Source organism: Dongia soli, assembly GCF_034044715.1.
Taxonomy (GTDB): Bacteria; Pseudomonadota; Alphaproteobacteria; order Dongiales; family Dongiaceae; genus Dongia_B; species Dongia_B soli.
Genome location: NZ_JAXCLW010000009.1, coordinates 1 through 17,058 on the forward strand (window position 1 = coordinate 1; position 17,058 = coordinate 17,058).

Consider the following 17,058-nt stretch of genomic DNA (forward strand, 5'->3'; position numbering starts at 1 on the left):
TCGGCCGTGAAAACCCTCAGCGCCGATGGTACTCCGTCTCAAGACGTGGGAGAGTAGGTCGCCGCCAGGTCTTCGAAGCCAGCAAGGGCACATCCGTCAGCAATACAAACACCACACCAAGGCGCCCTCACGGCGCCTTTCGTGCTTAAGGGAAGACGCAAATCAAAGGCGGACACGCTGCAAGAGCAGCCCGCCCCAGCGAAAGGCCGAAGGCCTGTCGCCAAAACGAACAAGGCTACCGGGCCTATACCCGGTCCGAATCATTAACGCGGGGTGGAGCAGCCCGGTAGCTCGTCAGGCTCATAACCTGAAGGTCGTCAGTTCAAATCTGGCCCCCGCAACCACAGATAGTGACAAGCCCTGGTCTCCATGCCAGGGCTTGCTTGCTTTTGCAGCTTCAGCCAGGGTCAGCAGCCCCGCCAGGGCGCCCTCCAGCTCAATTTTCAGGCCGCTTCCCTCTGTCATGGGAGTGAGCACGATCTGCTCGATCAGGCTCTGGATCGCCGTGATCGCGCCGTCGCGCAACTGCGGATCCGACAACAATTCCTCCAGGCGCTCGACCTCCGCCCGGTGAGCTGCCTCCCAGTCGGGCGGCAGATCGAGTTGCGGCGCTTCTTCCATGGCTTCCTCCAGTTTTGCTTCCAAGGTGACTTTCTCCGCCTCCAAGGCCGCCAGGCTCGCCTTCAGGGCGGCGATGGCGGCGCCTTCGGCAATCGCCGCAACCAGGTTGCCGATCTTCTTCTCGACCGCGGCAAGGTCGCGGTGGAGTCGCTGGCGGTCACCGCATTGGGCTTTGCTGGCCGCCGCAAGTTCAGTCTCGAGCTCGGCCCGGAACTGTGACAGGTAGTCAGCATCGATCAGGCCGTGCTTGATCCCAGCCAGGACGCGCGTCTCAAGCGCCGCGCGTTTGATCTTGTGGGTGTTGCCGCAGGTCCCCGCGGACCTGGCCCGGGTGCAGCCATAGTGCTGCTTGTCGACAACGTTGAAATCGTGACCGCAGCTCCCGCAGCGCAGCTTGCCGGAGAGGACGAACCGAGCGCGCCTGGCCCCGTTCAGGCAATTGCCCGAGGTAGCCGCCAGGCAGGTGCGCTTTAGGGCGATCTCCTGCTGCCGCGCTTTCACGCGGATCCATAAAGCGTCATCCACGATGCGCAGCTCATCGACCTCAGTGACGTACCATTGCTCCGGTGCGTTCGGTCGGGCTTGCCGCTTGCCGGTTTGCGGGTCCTTCACATAAGAGCAACGGTTCCATTCCAGCCGACCGATATACAGGGCATTGTTGAGAATCCCTGTGCCGCGCGTGCCTTGCCCTCGAATGGTCGTGTTGAGCCAGACCTCGCCGCGCGGGCCGGGGATGCCTTCCACATTCAGCTCCCGGGCGATCGCTTCCGGCGTCCTGCCATCGGCATAGGCCTCGAAGATCCGGCGGATGATGTTAGCTTCTTCGGGGACGATCTCGCGCTCGCCGCGCTCCAGCGTCTTGCCGACGAGTTTGCCGGGCAGGGGCCGGTAACCATAGGCGATGCCGGAGGGGATCTTTCCTTCCTTGACGCGGCCGATCTGGCCGAGCTTCGTCTTGCTGCCAATGTCGCGCAGTTGCTGCTGTGACATCATGCCGAAGATGGCGATATGCAGCGGCGTGAGTCGCCCCATTTCCGGCGTATGGAGTTCAACACCCCGATAATCCAGCGTGTCGTATATATCCGCAAGATCCGCGAGCCGCCGGCCCAGGCGATCGATGGCATGGACGACGACAACGGAGAATCGCTTGGCCCGTGCTTCTGCCATGAGCTGTTGGATACCCGGGCGGTTTGCGACGCTGGCGCCGCTGATCGCCGGGTCATCATAACGAGCAACGACATGCCATCCCTTACGGATTGCGTAATCTTCGCAGGCGTCGGTTTGGTCCTTGATGGATGCTTCGCGCTGTAGGTCACTGGAATAGCGGGCATAAATGGCGGCCTTGATGGTCATGAACGGCTGTTCCTTCTTATTAAGTGATCGTCGGCCAGCCTGGCGAAAGCCTGTCGTGCGAGGAGCCGGGTGAGTTGCGACAAAGCGTCCTTCACGGCCGCTGATGCTTCTGTGCCAAAGACCACACTCGTTCCGTCGCTACCTGTGGGAACAGGAACAGACGCATCCGTTATCCCGTCATCGGACGCGACCCTTGGCTCAGCGTTATCAGCGGCTTTTTCTCTCTTCATGACGGAGAGATTCGGTCGCCGGGGCAGCAATGATCAAAATCGGGGTGAGATTCTTAGAAAAGCGACGTCGTCGGATATCCAGCTCACTTGGATATCCAACGGATTTTTATCACTCTCAGAGAGGGGCCTTGCCGAAGGGCGAAACCAGGTCTCGGATCGCCGGGACGCTATAGCTGATTCCCGTCGGTGTTCCGATGATTTGCAGCAGACCCTGATCACACAGCTTCGCCAGCGGAACGAGAAGGGAGTCTCGCACCCCGTGCCGTCTTACATTGTTGACGAGCGCGCCACTGAGCAGGTCCATCGCGATCCGCGGCGCCGGATCTTCCTCGATGCCCTCTATGATGAGCGCAGCGGTGAGTTCGAGGCGCTGGCCGGTCATCACTTCCACCATCGCGTGGCCGAGCGTTATGGCGCGCTCGCAAACTTGCAGCATGAATGCGAGGAAGGCATCGATCCTGCCGTTCTCAATGGCATCTCGCAACAGGCGTTGATAGCGATCGTAGTGCCTTTCGAAAATCACTTCCCAAGGCAATACCGGCCAGCCCGCGCGTCGCAGCCGCGCACCAAATAGCATTCGGGCGGTCCGGCCATTTGCTTCCGCGAAGGGCAGAATCTCCATGAATTTCACCAGGGAGAGCGTAGCGTAGATCAGCGGATGGATGTCGACCCATCGGTGCTCGTCAACTTCATCGACATAGCGCGTCATTGCATCTTCGATGGCAAATGGCGGCACCTTAGGCGGGCTGAAAGGCCTTTGCGAGGAATAAGGAAAGAGATCGCCGTCGAGACGCCAGATCCGGTCCCACTTCGGACCCAAATAGAGCGGGCGCGCATCTCTATTCACACTGCAGAGATGCGGCACTTCATCGAGTATCCGCATGGGCACATCATATGGATCAAACCTGTCAAATAAGCGGATCGTTGTATCGGCAAGGCCTTCCGCGAGGATGAGGTTGTCAATCAGATCGCCGTAGCGCGTCTCCCCGATCAGAGCCGCCATTAGATTACCTTCGTAACCTTTCTTGACGATCATCCGTCTCGCATAGCGGGCATGGTAAGATAGCCTGACGATAGGTTCTTCCAGATGAGCGGGATAAAGTGCCGCTGCATATCCCTTCAATTTTATATCGATCGCATCGAGGCAATGCCGGAGCGTATTGTTCAATATCATCGCTTTGCTCCGGATCCGGCGGTGCCGCGGTGACATCCGTGTCGGTGCCAGCAGAGGTGGACGCGGCATTGGCGGCGCGGATTGAGCCGCGCCAAGTTCCTTCAGTAACGCCATCCGGCTATGCGCGGAAAGCGTCGCGCAGTTGCTGACGGCGGTTTCTAGAACGCCGAGAAAACCAACCACTTTATCCTCCGGCAGGGGGCGTGGCCAGAAGCAAGGCCCGCTACCCGCCGAAAAGAAAGCCAAGGCGGCTGAATCGCACGTCAGGAAGGGCAGCGCCGCATCGCCGAAATGCGCATTGTCGGCACGAAGCATAATCGACTGAGTGCCGCGATACTCGACGAACTCGAGGAACACGTCATCAAGATGGGACTGTAACGCAGAGAGTTCGCCGCGGACCGTCTTGAACAATGAGTGCGGAAGAAAGAGGGCTTGGGTTGCCATTTGATATCTCCCTGAAGGAGCTGTTCGGCCGCCGTGGTTCGGCTGTCAGCGTTTCTGAAGACGCTCGCCGGGACCCCAGGCCTACCGAATGTGATCGGGGTGCCGCTGTCAATTAATGGGGTGACAAAATGGCCGTGCAGCTACCGATAGCAGGTGGCACGACAACCAGCGCCAAATAAAATCGCCTTTTGGCGACTGCCTTGGTGGCCGTCTCGCCCGCGAGCTCAGCAGCATGGCGCTCGAAGGTGCCGAACAGAAATCGGCGGTTCATCTCTGCTTGAGCTCTCGCGAGATCCAATTCCAGATCAGCTCTGACGACGTCCAGCCAGGGATCTCGCTCGACTTTCTCAAGTGACCATGTCGCGCGGGCACGATCCAGGTCCTGAAGAATCTTGCACAGTGCCGGTGGCAGGCCGGATTCAAAAGCGCCTGGCAGATAAAGCGCGGTCTCGTCTGTGAAGGTCGCATAAGCGAGGACTTCGTCGATCCGCCAGATTGAGCAATTGACGCTCAGGCCGCTTTTTGTGAACACATACGTACGGTGTAACAGGTCTTCCGAAGGCAGCATGATACCCTCCCGTGCTGTCTCGCGGGCTCACCCTCTCGGGTTTTGCTCCTGCTCCGGCCGGGTATGCTTCCCGCCGCCGCCCGCATTCCAACGGGGCGGTGGCGGGAACTATTGGCTTTGTTGATCTTGCTTGAGGGAGATATGCCGTATCTAAATCACATATCGGGTCGAGGGACGGTCCAGGCATCTGCCCAACCGGTCCAGCAAATGCCTAGATCACGTTGTTTTCGTCCGCCTTCGTCGGCGGCGGACTGCTCAATGGGGACGGCATGCTGCGTGTCAGCGGTTGGTTGGGCGTTACATCCATCTTTTGCGCGGCCGGATTCGGCGCTCGCTGTGCTGATTGAGGTGCCGGTTTCATCGGAGGCACTGGCTTGATCGACGATATACCGGGAATACCTTGTCTCTGTGGTTGACTGGGCATGACATTCACCCTTTGCATGCTCGCCCTTTTCATATCTGCCGTGTTCTGCCCTGTGGCCAATTTAGACGGCGCTATGTTGTCCAACTGAGGTGCGAGCGCGTCCTTCGCGGCAGCCATTTGGAGACTTTGCGTCTTCGTCGAGGCGGCCGTCCTGGTTGCGTTGCGTTTGGTTTCAATGCCCATGATATCCCACTCGACCAGCTCACCGGATTTGTCCTTCCGGTAGAGACGGAAACGGCCCCGGATTTCTCGTGGAATGGGAATGAGTCTGCGAATCTCGATGAACTCCTCCCGGCTACGGGCCGGGCGCGGATTTCCGGCAGGGTCCAGCTTCTTCAGGAGTTTGGCAACTCGGGCAAGGCTTTGCGCGACGACAATGTCCGCGAAGACAGTGGAGGTGACCTTGATCTGGTTTTTAACACGGTCCAGTTGCTTGATAATAGCATCGAGGACCCGGTGGTCCAGCCGACGTACCCGTCGTTGCATATTCATCCAGGCATGCGCCTCGATATCGTCGATGTTGATGACGATGGGTCGGACGTCGATTTCACCGTATTGGGGTTCCAGGGCGGGGTGTGTGATTCGTGTCAGACCATCGTAATGTGGCAGCGAATCGCGCAGGCAATAGATGTCGGGCTCGCCACTCCAGGGACGAAAGCCTCGGCCGCGAGCGATCGTCGTCGCGCGGGAAAGGTGAGCGCGTAGGGGATGGCCCATGTCGGTCTTTGCGGCGACACGGTCGAGCTTGTTAAAATCCGCCGCGAAGCGGCCGGGCGGGACACGTTGCCAATGGATCTCCATAGCACTGGCGGCTTCGGCCGATGCGGCGTCGATTTTCCGAGGAACGGGCGAGCCATCGAAAATAGCAAATGGGATCCTGGGGAATTTGACAGCTGCTTCTTCTGTGGTCAGGTGGACCAGGGAGGCTTCGGCGCCGTCGGCCCGCGACATCTGCCGTCCAAGTACGTCGAGATTTGCGGCGAGATCGCGGGGCACAAAGAGATCGAAAGCAGTTTTATGGCGCGTCATGGCAACGTAGCTCGCGCGGCTAGACCAGGGGAGAACTCTGTCATAAAGAGCATAAGCTTGAGGGAGGGTCTTCCCCTGGCCGCGATAAATGGTCCCGGCATAGCCCAAACCCCATCCGTCGAATGCCGACGGATCAAAGGCGACAGTCGCGCCGCCATCGAGTTTGACCAAAATCTCGTCTTCAGCAATGCCAATTACAGTGCCGATATGCCCATTCATGATGCCGAGGCTTTTGTCAGTGGCGTGAAACTGAACCCGATCCTTCAGGTGCAGCTTGATGCGGCCTCGGACACAGGTGAAGATGCCGAACTCCCCGTCGGGCCCAAATCGCGCTTCTTGCAGCAAATCGTTCAATTTGTTTGCCACATCGTTCGTCGCGCAATAGACAAACCGTGCAAGCTGTGGATTTTCCTTGAAATCGCTCGACCAGCGGCCGACGAGCGCTGCCATGGCGTCTTCGATCCCAGAGGCCCAGTGCAGTTTTCCGTGAACATCATATACCTTCAGTGCTTCGGCGGGACGCCCCTCGGCCAGCGAAAGGCTTGCCGCCTTTGCCCAATCGGCTTCCTGCCTGCGGATATCCCTCAGCTCGGCGGCGCCCAGGTGATTCTTGAGAATACGGAACATGCCGCCGCGCGAAACTGAAGCCAGTTGCGCCTCGTCACCGACCAGGACGACCTTGGCGCCGGCACTTTCGGCAGATCGCAGCAGCCATTCGGTCATCTCGGAATCGACCATTCCGGCCTCGTCGACGATCACGCAGGTCTTCCGGTTCCAGGTCTGATCGGGATATTTGCCACTCTCCTGTCGGTATCGTTCCGAATGCAATGTCGCGGCGCGCGCAAAGCCATCAGCGCCCAAAGCGGCCGCGACGGTGTTGGTCGGCGCGAGGCCAATGCAGTGGAAGTCCGCCGCTTCATGGGCGTCCCGGATCGCCTTGACGGTGTAGGATTTGCCGGCACCGGCAACGCCGCGGATGAGATGAATGCCGGCATTGCCGGTCGCATGGGATAACGCCGCGAGCTGTTCCGGCGAGAGGTTCATTTCTCCGCCCAGCCTCACTGCGGCTGTTTTCATCGTCGCCAGCTGCTTCTTTGTAGGGCGCCGCTTCTTGAGCTGCATCGCTGCTTCCAAGATGGCCTTTTCCTGTTCGCGGATCGTGCGCGTCGTGTAAAGCCCGGTCGGCTCTCCGGTGGCTTGATCGCAAAGCTGGATTGTTTCGGCACTTGCTAAAATCTGCCGGATGATGCCGCTGGCTTCCTCACCAAAGATGTGGTGCCGCCGCAAAATCCCAAATAAAGCCTGGCGGCTGAAGGTCGCCCGGTTCTTTGTCGCTTCGGCGACGACATTAATGGAATCGAGCATTTTTGCTCTGGCGTCGGCTTTCGCTTTCCTATCTAAAGCAGCCTTGTTGCTGTCTAGGACATAGCGCGCTTTACCCCAATGCTCGCGGGAAATCGCCTGAGATGGGTCGACAGCGAGATCGATTCCGTGGCGCAGGAAATACTCATCTTGGAAAGCCCGCCACTTCTCGGGAAGCTTTTGCCCTTCCATATAGGCGCCTTTCATGCCGGTCCTGCTTCGAAATGCCGGATCCAGATAACGAGCCTTTTTGGCGAAACTGCCGCCGACGATCTGTCGGGTCGTCACGAGAAGATGCGCATGGTAATTGCCAAAGTCTGGATCGTCTGGCCTGTGAATCGCAGTCATGACGCCGACGCCGCGGTAGTTCTCTGATACCCATTGGCGTGTCATGTCTTCCCGTTGTTCGTCCGACAATTCCTTCGGCAGCGCGAGGATGACGTGCTTCGCAAATGTCGCCCTTTTCTTGAATCGATAGATTTTTACCTTCCGGTCAAACGTCGTTTCCGCGATTTCGGCTTCCGTCCACAGCGTCAGCGGATTCGAGAATTTGGGATCCGCGCCCTCAGGCAGGATGACGATAGGAGGCCCGATCAGGTCAGTGCGTTTATGGGCGTGACGATGGTTTTCCCCGGTCAGGGCATTGTGCCAATTCTCCCGACACAGGTAAGCGCCGAGCCCGACGGGACTGTCTCCGTTGGTTTCCGATAGAATCGAGACCCTGATAAAATCGATCGCCATGCGGCGTTTCTCCAGCGCGGAACCTTCCTGAGTGTCACGCTGAAGTCAGATAGTTGTGGGGCGGCAATTTGCCAGAAATCGGTATCGCCTGCGGTTTGCGCTAAGCAAACTGCATATTGCGCTTCCACGGCACCTCCGGTGCCCGTGTCAGAGACCGCGCTGCGCGCGGTCGGCGGATATGCCGAAATATCGACCCAACGCAATAGTCGGAAAATGGCTTCGGCAGGCCGGGCGAGGGCGCCCGGAAAGTTTGGCGACTCTTTTTTTATCCGCACGTGGCGGCTACGCCCGGCTGCCACTATCTCGGAATCCGTACGGGATTGTGTGAGGTAAAAAAGGAATCATGACGAAACTGGACCAAATTGTTCGCCAGATCCAGCAGATCAAGCTGCGTGAAGCTGAGATCACGACGCTCGAGGAGAAGAATGGTCAGCGGATGGACTCTCTTCAGCGTGAAATCATGCAGAGATCGCTGAGGACCAGTCGGGATCGCGCCAAAGCATCGAGCTTGGCGGTGAGACTTCGAACCCGGAAGCTCCTGCGGCTCGGCATTCTCCTTGAGCAATCTGGGCTTTCAGACTTCCAGTGCCGTGTGCTGGAGGGGGCGCTGATCAGCGCCTGGGAATGCCAAGACGATCTCAAAAAAACGAAACAGTGGCGTATTCGAGGGGCGAAAATCCTCGAGGAGATGGGCACGTCTGGCGCGAGTACCGGTCCCGCGGATAAAGCGCGGAATCGGCGCTGGATTGCCGCAGGTGCAGTATTTGAACGAGCCGGGATGATGGATTGGGACGTTGCCGTTCTGGCTTCCATCTTGGAGGTCATAGGCCAAAACCGCGATAACGTGGCTGCTCGGAAGCGTTGGATTTCTGTATTGCCGATAGAGGTCAGGCTCGATGGAACCGCGCCACTGTGCCTGATGTTTCCCAAGCCGATCGGTGATGATCTCAGCCGGGAGCTGCAATTGCTCGGCATTAGCTTCGACCGAAAAAATAAGATTTGGTCGGGAACGGTTGACCCATGGCATATCAGCCTACGAACAGATCATGGCCGGTATCGCCTGATGGCGAATCACCGGGCGGGTGGATCGAACGCGTGGATGGATATCAGCTCATTGGCGCCGGCTATTGGATAAAGATCGCCATCAGAGAGCATACACCTTCGAGGAAGTGGCGATGAATGTTCTGATCAGAAAGCTGACAGTTTCGGAAATACTTTGAGAGATCGACGGCGACTCCGCCGTCATCAAGCGTCTCGCCATAAGTGCCGCCGATGAGCATCTCGTAGGTTATTAACGCCGTACCTTCGAGCGCCATTCGTTCGACCATTCCGGTGACGGCGAAGGCGTCGAACTGAGCACCATCGCCGTGGCCGAACCGCGCGCCGATCGTCAACTCGTTGCCGGCGTTTTCTGGTCTCGTAAACCTCGCGTCAAAAAGAACAATGATTTCAATTGAGATGCCAGTAAAATGATGAAGCTTTCTGCCTTGAATAGCGACGCCCACTGGACAACGTGTCGCAAAAGCACCGAACCAATGATCTGCTTGGTGATAGCGGTGCCAAGCAACTGAGCGGTCCCCGTATGGCATTTTCCCCACAGTTAGCGGCTTCGATTGTCCTTGCGCTCCTTCCATTGTGTTTTCCTGTAACGTTTCCAGCTTCGGCAGGGTTGTCTGGCGAAAGAGGGATCGTCGTAGGCATCGACAAGGTTGCGTCGGCAGGCGCGTGTCTTGATACGGAATCCGTCGACGTCGTCGTCCTGCATTTCACGAATTTCCCGATGAGTCTTAGGACTGCGGAAGTAGCGTCGACTGGTGCGACGGCGCCAGGCACCTTCGGCGGGACCGTTTCGAAATCGCCCTTCTCGCTTTTCCTCCCATGCGATGCGGCGCGCGCATGCGAGGCGTTCCGCTTCGGTGATCAGGAGCCCAGGTGGCACGATGTTACCGTCAGCATCGACGATAATCAGGCCGGGACCGTCGGCATTCCCGCGAAGCTTGCGGGGGCCGTCATAGTCGAAAGGGCCGTTGGGGATGGACCAGACGCAGAAGCGACTGGGCGGGTATGGATCGGCCGCCCGCTTCAGGCTGGCGAAGGTTCCAAGCCGCAGGCGGACGATATGATGGCCGACGGCGTTTCGGCCGATACGAATCAGCTTCCGCTTGAGGCGGAAGAGCGTGAATGGCGCCGGATGTTCCGGAGGCCTGGATACGACATGCATTTTCGACACCTAGGAAGTGGGTTTCCTAGGTGAAGCGGGTAGCCTCCTTGGCGCGGTCGTATGCCATGGTCGAACCCCTGTTCGTCATGATGACTATGCTGTTCCGGTTCGGCGCGAGGGTCTTCACCCGTTCAGCCGATTCAGGCATTTTGACATGGGTGAGCAGGAACCCTGATTACACATGTCAACGTCCTCTTCGTATCAGTTTCTTCGAAATTAATCCAGATATAGGCCTTCCTTAGTGTCGTGCATCCGGTTGGGATTTGAGCCAAGTTCCGCCGCATAGTCCGGCGTGTCGAGATCAACCACGAAATAAGCCGGAGGGACGCCGCGGCGACCAGCGGTGCACTGCTGCGGGTGTTGGATCGCCGATTTCCGCAGAGCGTTAGCGTCGTACATGACCAGCTGGTTTTCCTCGCCCAGGGCCGTACCGATCCGCTGACCATTCCGATCAGAGATCAGGAGCTTGCCTTCGTCAGACTTGACGATCCCTTGGTGTGCTCCGCTCGCGTCGTAGATCGCATCGACGCCTGGCCGCCCGTGCTATCCGCTGTTCCAACGCCCACTTCCAATGAGAGATTCTCGCTGTCGTCGCAAGTCTGGCAGGCCTGCGCGAACAGGTAGAGCCAGCCTCATTCCGACGACGATGAGCGCGGTCGCGGTCAAGGCCGCTGTCGTGCGTGAGAGGAATAGCGACTCCGCGCTATCAATGCGGCTTGCGCCTCGGTTCCGTGCCTGCATGATGTGGATCCTCCGACCGGCGATCGTCCAATGTGTTCCGCGCAGAAAGGGAAGGCGTTCATTTTCTCGAACGCGAGCACCATTTCCTCCTTGACAGGAGGCGTGCCGTAGCTCGAAGCGTCGTGATCGCCGCATAGAGGCGGGCATCGCCCGAGGTAGCGACATAGGTGCTTCTGCCACCGCCAGGGTTGGCTGCGATGATGACCAACCCTCCGGGGAGGTAACCGTCACCGAGCCATCCGAAAGCCGGCAATGCCGCGTGTTCGCGGTTCGAATCCGGAAGGAGTGTGTCCTGATTGCCGAAAATGGCCTCACGACGGATGAGCTAGAGCTCAGCCTAAAGAGTTGCCAATTCCGCTCGGAACCCGCCACGCCGATGTTGCCTCGATCTCTCTTGTTCATCAGAGCGCCTCCGTCATTCTTGGTGCTTGGATTCTGTCGCCGATGGTCTGCTATTCGTCTTCCTGCTCACGCTTATCTGGAAAAACGGCGTCAAAATGGGTCCCTTTTGGATGCCGATCACCCCTTAAATGGGGTCCTTATTACATGCGGAAACACACGCCCGCTCGCATGCCGGATATCCCTGAAGCCAAGAGTGATATCTTCATGTTCGCATGTTCCAGCGGACAAAAGGCAAACCAACGAGAAGGAGATCGGCCACCGCCTCCGGAGCCGCGGGCTTTATGGGCGGTCTTAGACAATGTGTTTCTATCCACGCTCCCGCATGGGGAGCGACACGAGTTGCTTGACGCCTTCCTGGCGCAGCGGAGGTTTCTATCCACGCTCCCGCATGGGGAGCGACGTTGTGCGGCGCGAGGATGTTGGCATCGACTTTCAGGTTTCTATCCACGCTCCCGCATGGGGAGCGACGTCAGGATCATTCGCCCTTCGACCTGATAGGGATAGTTTCTATCCACGCTCCCGCATGGGGAGCGACGTGTACGGAATCGGTGCCCCGCTGCCATTTGTCAGGTTTCTATCCACGCTCCCGCATGGGGAGCGACACCGATCCACCTTCGACCTCGATAGCTGTGTACGGTCTCTATCCACGCTCCCGCATGGGGAGCGACTGCTTTATCTCGTTCATCCCGAATATGTCCCGAGGTTTCTATCCACGCTCCCGCATGGGGAGCGACCGGCCATCCGCGCCCTGCCGGCCGAACCGAAGGAGTTTCTATCCACGCTCCCGCATGGGGAGCGACCTCTACAGAGGGAAATACTGTGTCGTTTGGCGGGTTTCTATCCACGCTCCCGCATGGGGAGCGACCCATTGGCCCGGGCATCATCAAGCGTTCAGGAAAGTTTCTATCCACGCTCCCGCATGGGGAGCGACGGCCTCATCCCCTCGGGTTACGCTCACAACTTCGTGTTTCTATCCACGCTCCCGCATGGGGAGCGACATAAGATGTCGGCTGATGAGTTTCATGCGTTCCATGTTTCTATCCACGCTCCCGCATGGGGAGCGACTGGCCTTCCTTCTCACCCCATGCGTTCACAAGCTGGTTTCTATCCACGCTCCCGCATGGGGAGCGACAATAACCAACGCAATGGTTCCAGCGGCTTGGGAAGTTTCTATCCACGCTCCCGCATGGGGAGCGACCTAAGGCATAGGACCAGACGCCGATTCCGGCGAAGTTTCTATCCACGCTCCCGCATGGGGAGCGACACGGTTTGGGCCGTGGCCTGCTCAGCTATTCCTCGTTTCTATCCACGCTCCCGCATGGGGAGCGACTTCGGGATCTGGTCGCCCTTGTATTCGAGCGAGATGTTTCTATCCACGCTCCCGCATGGGGAGCGACCTGCAGGCCAGGGCTAAGGCCTGGGGTGACAGGTTGAAAGTTTCTATCCACGCTCCCGCATGGGGAGCGACGCCTCCTGGAACCCGACGCCGAGATGGTCCGTTATGTTTCTATCCACGCTCCCGCATGGGGAGCGACCTTCGCAGAAGGGCTATCGCTCGCGCCAGGACATGTTTCTATCCACGCTCCCGCATGGGGAGCGACTCTTGCAGCACCGATAGGTATTTGACCGACCGCGCGTTTCTATCCACGCTCCCGCATGGGGAGCGACCCTAGCAAGGAGAGAACACCGTGGCTTACCTCATGTTTCTATCCACGCTCCCGCATGGGGAGCGACTCCTCGCAGGTCATCAGGTCTAACATCGACAATTGTTTCTATCCACGCTCCCGCATGGGGAGCGACAAGTGATGACAGAAGAGCAAATCAAACACATGGTGTTTCTATCCACGCTCCCGCATGGGGAGCGACCGCACTCGGTAATCTTATCGGCAATCTCCTTCATTGTTTCTATCCACGCTCCCGCATGGGGAGCGACTCACATGCAAGACCGGCCCAGGCCAGTACAAGAAGTTTCTATCCACGCTCCCGCATGGGGAGCGACAGGCCGAGCGCATGATCAAGCGCCGCGACCTTGACGTTTCTATCCACGCTCCCGCATGGGGAGCGACGGATGGCCGCAAGGTCATTGGCATTGGGGAGATGTTTCTATCCACGCTCCCGCATGGGGAGCGACGGGATGTCCGCGCGAACAATTCAGCTGCTATGCCGTTTCTATCCACGCTCCCGCATGGGGAGCGACCTGGAACGCCCGCCCCACCGCCGCGCCGGATGAGTTTCTATCCACGCTCCCGCATGGGGAGCGACTAAGTCGGACCTGATGATCGGTCTGTCGCTGAATGTTTCTATCCACGCTCCCGCATGGGGAGCGACGATGCCGGTCGATCTGCGTGGTTTATAATCTTGGGGTTTCTATCCACGCTCCCGCATGGGGAGCGACCAAGGACCACATGCATTTCGTCAACGTGGCCGCGTTTCTATCCACGCTCCCGCATGGGGAGCGACCGGCATCGACCTGGAGATCGACCGTACCGAAGCCGTTTCTATCCACGCTCCCGCATGGGGAGCGACGCGCGCTCGGTCAAATACCTGAGTGTGCTGCAAGAGTTTCTATCCACGCTCCCGCATGGGGAGCGACGCCAGGAGAGCGCGAAAGAGCCATCGGCCAGGATGGTTTCTATCCACGCTCCCGCATGGGGAGCGACCCGGATGGTCATGAGGCCGGTATCATCGACATAGTGTTTCTATCCACGCTCCCGCATGGGGAGCGACTTGTCTTGAAGTATGTTCGAGTAGTCCGCAAGACGTTTCTATCCACGCTCCCGCATGGGGAGCGACCGGCGTCGCGCTTCAAGCTCGCGGAGCATCAGCGGTTTCTATCCACGCTCCCGCATGGGGAGCGACCTGATGCGGTTGGCGCCGCTCAGTTATTGGGAAACGTTTCTATCCACGCTCCCGCATGGGGAGCGACCGCCGGTCCAGCTTCCCTGCGTAATGCTGGCATCGTTTCTATCCACGCTCCCGCATGGGGAGCGACGCCGTAGCCCGACTGGCTGCTGTCGCCGGCAAAGAGTTTCTATCCACGCTCCCGCATGGGGAGCGACGATGACGCCGCGGGGCTTTCAGATCACCCCCAAGGTTTCTATCCACGCTCCCGCATGGGGAGCGACGATCCGCGGCAACACCGTTCAAAAGGATGAATCATGTTTCTATCCACGCTCCCGCATGGGGAGCGACCTGCCGTCGCCGTCAGTGGCTCGCCGCCGAAGGTGTTTCTATCCACGCTCCCGCATGGGGAGCGACGCGTCGCGTCGTCCAGGTTCCGCTTGCCCTGCTCGTTTCTATCCACGCTCCCGCATGGGGAGCGACATGAAGCGGCGCCGGCCTTGAAAATCGGCCTGCGCGTTTCTATCCACGCTCCCGCATGGGGAGCGACTGACGATCTCGGCGTCCTTGCCGGAACCCTGCTGGAGGTTTCTATCCACGCTCCCGCATGGGGAGCGACCATATCCATGTGTCTGATTGAACGATTGGTGCGCGTTTCTATCCACGCTCCCGCATGGGGAGCGACCCCTCGGGCGATAACAGTTTGAGTTCATAACGAAAAGGTCAATTTTTGTGCGAAGCAGGGCCTGTGGGTGAGGCAGCTATGAGGCGTTTTTGTCGAGCCAAACGATCAAATAACGAAATCAATGACTTGCTGGCGGTGCGAACGTGCCTGGATTCGTGAACATGCTAGTGGTTCGCACGGGCAGGGCATCGCGGGCCGCTTGCGCTGACTAGACGATGACGGTGCCATTGAGATCGGCTGCGGGCTTGGCGCCGACATGTTCGACCCGGCGCTGCCAGTTGGCGCCCAAATGATAATAGCGAAGGCTGTCGCGCTCCGGATCGAGAATGCTTTCAAGCTTCGCCTTCAGTCGTGTCCATTGGGCAGGATCGACCTCAATCTCAAAGACCGAGAACTGGACGCGTTGGCCATAATCTCGGCAGGCTTTGGCGACCCGACGCAACCGCGTGGCGGCGTTGGCATGCGTCGTGTCAATGTCATAGGTCACGAGAACCATCATGGCATCATTTCCAGAACCAGGGTGGATAGGCGTCGATGTCATGGCGTAAATGCCGGGCCAGCAACTGCGCCTGTAGATAGGGGACGAGGCCAAGCGGCGCGGTCTCGCCGAGAAAGTCGTGTTTGCGCTCTTCCTTCTTACGCTCCTGCCAGGCCATGAGAACCGTGCGGCGCGCCTCATCGGACAGTATGACTGCGCCACCGTCACGCGTTTCGAAATCTTTCGCCCGAACTTGCCGGCGATTGACGAGGGAGAGCACCAGGCGGTCGACGAGGATAGGCCTCAACTCCTCCATGAGGTCGAGCGCCAGGCTCGGTCGGCCCGGACGATCGCGATGAAGGAATCCCACGGCCGGATCGAGGCCCACGCTTTCAAGGGCGTTACGGCAGTCGTGCGTGAGAAGCGCATAGAGAAAAGACAGAAGCGCGTTGATCGCATCCAGGGGTGGCCGGCGTGACCGGCCGTTGAAGCGCAATTGTGGGTCCGGGCTGCGGATCAGAAGATCGAAGACGCCGAAATAGAGATTTGCGGCTTCGCCCTCCGCACCACGCAGGCTATCGATATTGTGGCTATTCAGTTCACAAGAGCGCAGGATACGGGCGAGCCGGTCGGTCGAACGGCTGATGTCAGCGGCCGCTGCGGTGTCCATCTCCGCGCCATAGTCGCGTAACGCCCGCATGAGGACAGCACGCTGGTTGGCAATTTTTCCCAACACGATGCTGCGAACGATATCTTCGGGGGCCTCGGAAGCAGCATATTGAGCGCGTCGCAGCAGCACATTGCCACTGACCGGCCCCTCGATGCGTGCTTGGAAACGTCCGGCGCGGTCGAGCAGCACGACGGTGATACCCGTTGTGGCACAGGCACCGATCAGCGCAGGCGAAACGAAAATGGCACCGAAAAGCACCAATGATCCCAGCATATGGAGCGGCATGCGTGCGCGCTCTCTACCATCAACCTCGGCGACGAGATTTTCCCCGTCTTTACGCAGGCTGGCACCTTCCGTGGTGATGTAGACGGTGTTGAGCAGCTTTTTCATGCTGATCCCTTATCCGCCAGAACGTCGGTCAGCATGCGGCTGCGCCAGGCCTTGGCCGATTGAGCGCCCGCTCGAGGACGGCAAAGCTCGATCAGCGAGCAGGCACGGCAGAGCCCGGCACGGTAGGTGGCTGGTGGCGTCTCGAGTGAGGTGAAGATCGCGCGCAACTGATCTATCGTTTCCTGGGTCAGCCTTCTGAGCTCGGCATCGAATGGTATCTCTACCCGCCGCTTTGTTTCACCGTAATACAGGGCACCTGCCGGGACGGGGTGGCCTGTCATCTCTTCGAGGCATAGCCCCTGGGCGCAAAGCTGGACGTCATCTGCCTGGTGTCGCTTGGGCTTGCCGCGCTTGAATTCGACAGGGTAGGGCGTTTCACCATTCTCGCCCTGACGAAATTCCACCATATCCGCCACCCCGGTGATGCCGAGGCGGATTGAGGCGATGGGCAAGGCGGACACCCTGCGGATATCGCGCAACCGTCGGTCACCCGGCCGGTCGGCGGCGATGTGCATGACATGCCCTTCGGCTGTCAGACGGTTGTCCGCCCATAGCTTCTCGAGATGGATCAGCGCCGCCTGCCTTAAACAATAAACAGCATGCTGAAGTGCCGAAATCGGGATGGGTTCGCCCCTCCATTCTTCGGCATCTCCCACCACGGATGGCATGATGCCTTCCGTCACC

At 59.0% G+C, this 17,058-nt stretch carries 10 protein-coding genes, 1 tRNA gene, 1 pseudogene and 1 CRISPR repeat array; of the genes and pseudogenes, 3 read left to right on the forward strand and 9 right to left on the reverse strand.

Features of this window, described 5'->3' with window-relative positions:
• Positions 1–267: 267 nt before the first annotated feature.
• Both SMD27_RS20810 and SMD27_RS20815 read left to right on the forward strand, forming a co-directional pair.
• Positions 268–344: transfer RNA gene (locus tag SMD27_RS20810), tRNA-Met, on the forward strand.
• Positions 345–369: 25 nt separating this feature from the next.
• Positions 370–840, forward strand: a complete 471-nt coding sequence (locus tag SMD27_RS20815) for a hypothetical protein (RefSeq protein ID WP_320510370.1) — start codon at positions 370–372, stop codon at positions 838–840.
• A gap of 42 nt (positions 841–882) precedes the next feature.
• Here SMD27_RS20815 and SMD27_RS24250 read toward each other — a convergent pair.
• The 4 genes and pseudogenes from SMD27_RS24250 to SMD27_RS20835 all read right to left on the reverse strand — a co-directional run.
• Positions 883–1,974: pseudogene (locus SMD27_RS24250) on the reverse strand (recombinase family protein); the annotation flags it as partial.
• Positions 1,975–2,319: 345 nt separating this feature from the next.
• A complete protein-coding gene (locus tag SMD27_RS20825; protein WP_320510372.1) occupies positions 2,320–3,822 on the reverse strand; it encodes a Fic family protein in 1,503 nt (500 codons plus the stop codon).
• Between the two features lie 112 nt (positions 3,823–3,934).
• Positions 3,935–4,390, reverse strand: a complete 456-nt coding sequence (locus SMD27_RS20830) for a hypothetical protein (RefSeq protein WP_320510373.1) — start codon at positions 4,388–4,390, stop codon at positions 3,935–3,937.
• 211 nt (positions 4,391–4,601) lie between these two features.
• Complete coding sequence (locus tag SMD27_RS20835) at positions 4,602–7,946, reverse strand: AAA family ATPase (RefSeq protein ID WP_320510374.1); 3,345 nt, start codon at positions 7,944–7,946, stop codon at positions 4,602–4,604.
• Positions 7,947–8,289: 343 nt separating this feature from the next.
• Between SMD27_RS20835 and traD the strand changes: the two genes are divergently transcribed.
• Positions 8,290–9,081, forward strand: coding sequence for a conjugal transfer protein TraD (traD, locus tag SMD27_RS20840; protein WP_320510375.1), 792 nt, complete (start codon positions 8,290–8,292; stop codon positions 9,079–9,081).
• On the opposite strand, the gene SMD27_RS20845 is transcribed toward traD, so the two are convergent.
• From SMD27_RS20845 to cas4, 5 genes are all read right to left on the reverse strand, one after another.
• Positions 9,071–9,580 (reverse strand): hypothetical protein, encoded by a 510-nt coding sequence (locus tag SMD27_RS20845; RefSeq protein WP_320510376.1) that lies wholly within the window; start codon positions 9,578–9,580, stop codon positions 9,071–9,073. The two genes, traD and SMD27_RS20845, sit on opposite strands and share 11 nt — an antisense overlap.
• A complete protein-coding gene (locus SMD27_RS20850; RefSeq protein WP_320510377.1) occupies positions 9,547–10,167 on the reverse strand; it encodes a hypothetical protein in 621 nt (206 codons plus the stop codon). Before SMD27_RS20850 ends, SMD27_RS20845 begins: the two co-directional genes overlap by 34 nt.
• 1,445 nt (positions 10,168–11,612) lie before the next feature.
• Positions 11,613–14,836: a CRISPR direct-repeat array (repeat unit 32 nt; unit sequence GTTTCTATCCACGCTCCCGCATGGGGAGCGAC).
• 208 nt (positions 14,837–15,044) lie between these two features.
• The gene (gene cas2 / locus SMD27_RS20855) at positions 15,045–15,335 is read right to left on the reverse strand and encodes a CRISPR-associated endonuclease Cas2 (protein WP_320510378.1); all 291 of its coding nucleotides are present in this window, start codon (positions 15,333–15,335) and stop codon (positions 15,045–15,047) included.
• A gap of 4 nt (positions 15,336–15,339) precedes the next feature.
• Positions 15,340–16,374 carry a type I-C CRISPR-associated endonuclease Cas1c gene (gene cas1c, locus SMD27_RS20860; RefSeq protein WP_320510379.1) on the reverse strand — a complete coding sequence of 345 codons (1,035 nt, stop codon included), beginning with the start codon at positions 16,372–16,374 and terminating at the stop codon, positions 15,340–15,342.
• Positions 16,371–17,057: a CRISPR-associated protein Cas4 gene (cas4, locus tag SMD27_RS20865; RefSeq protein ID WP_320510380.1), complete on the reverse strand. Its 687-nt coding sequence runs from the start codon at positions 17,055–17,057 to the stop codon at positions 16,371–16,373. Before cas4 ends, cas1c begins: the two co-directional genes overlap by 4 nt.
• Between the last annotated feature and the right edge of the window lies 1 nt (position 17,058).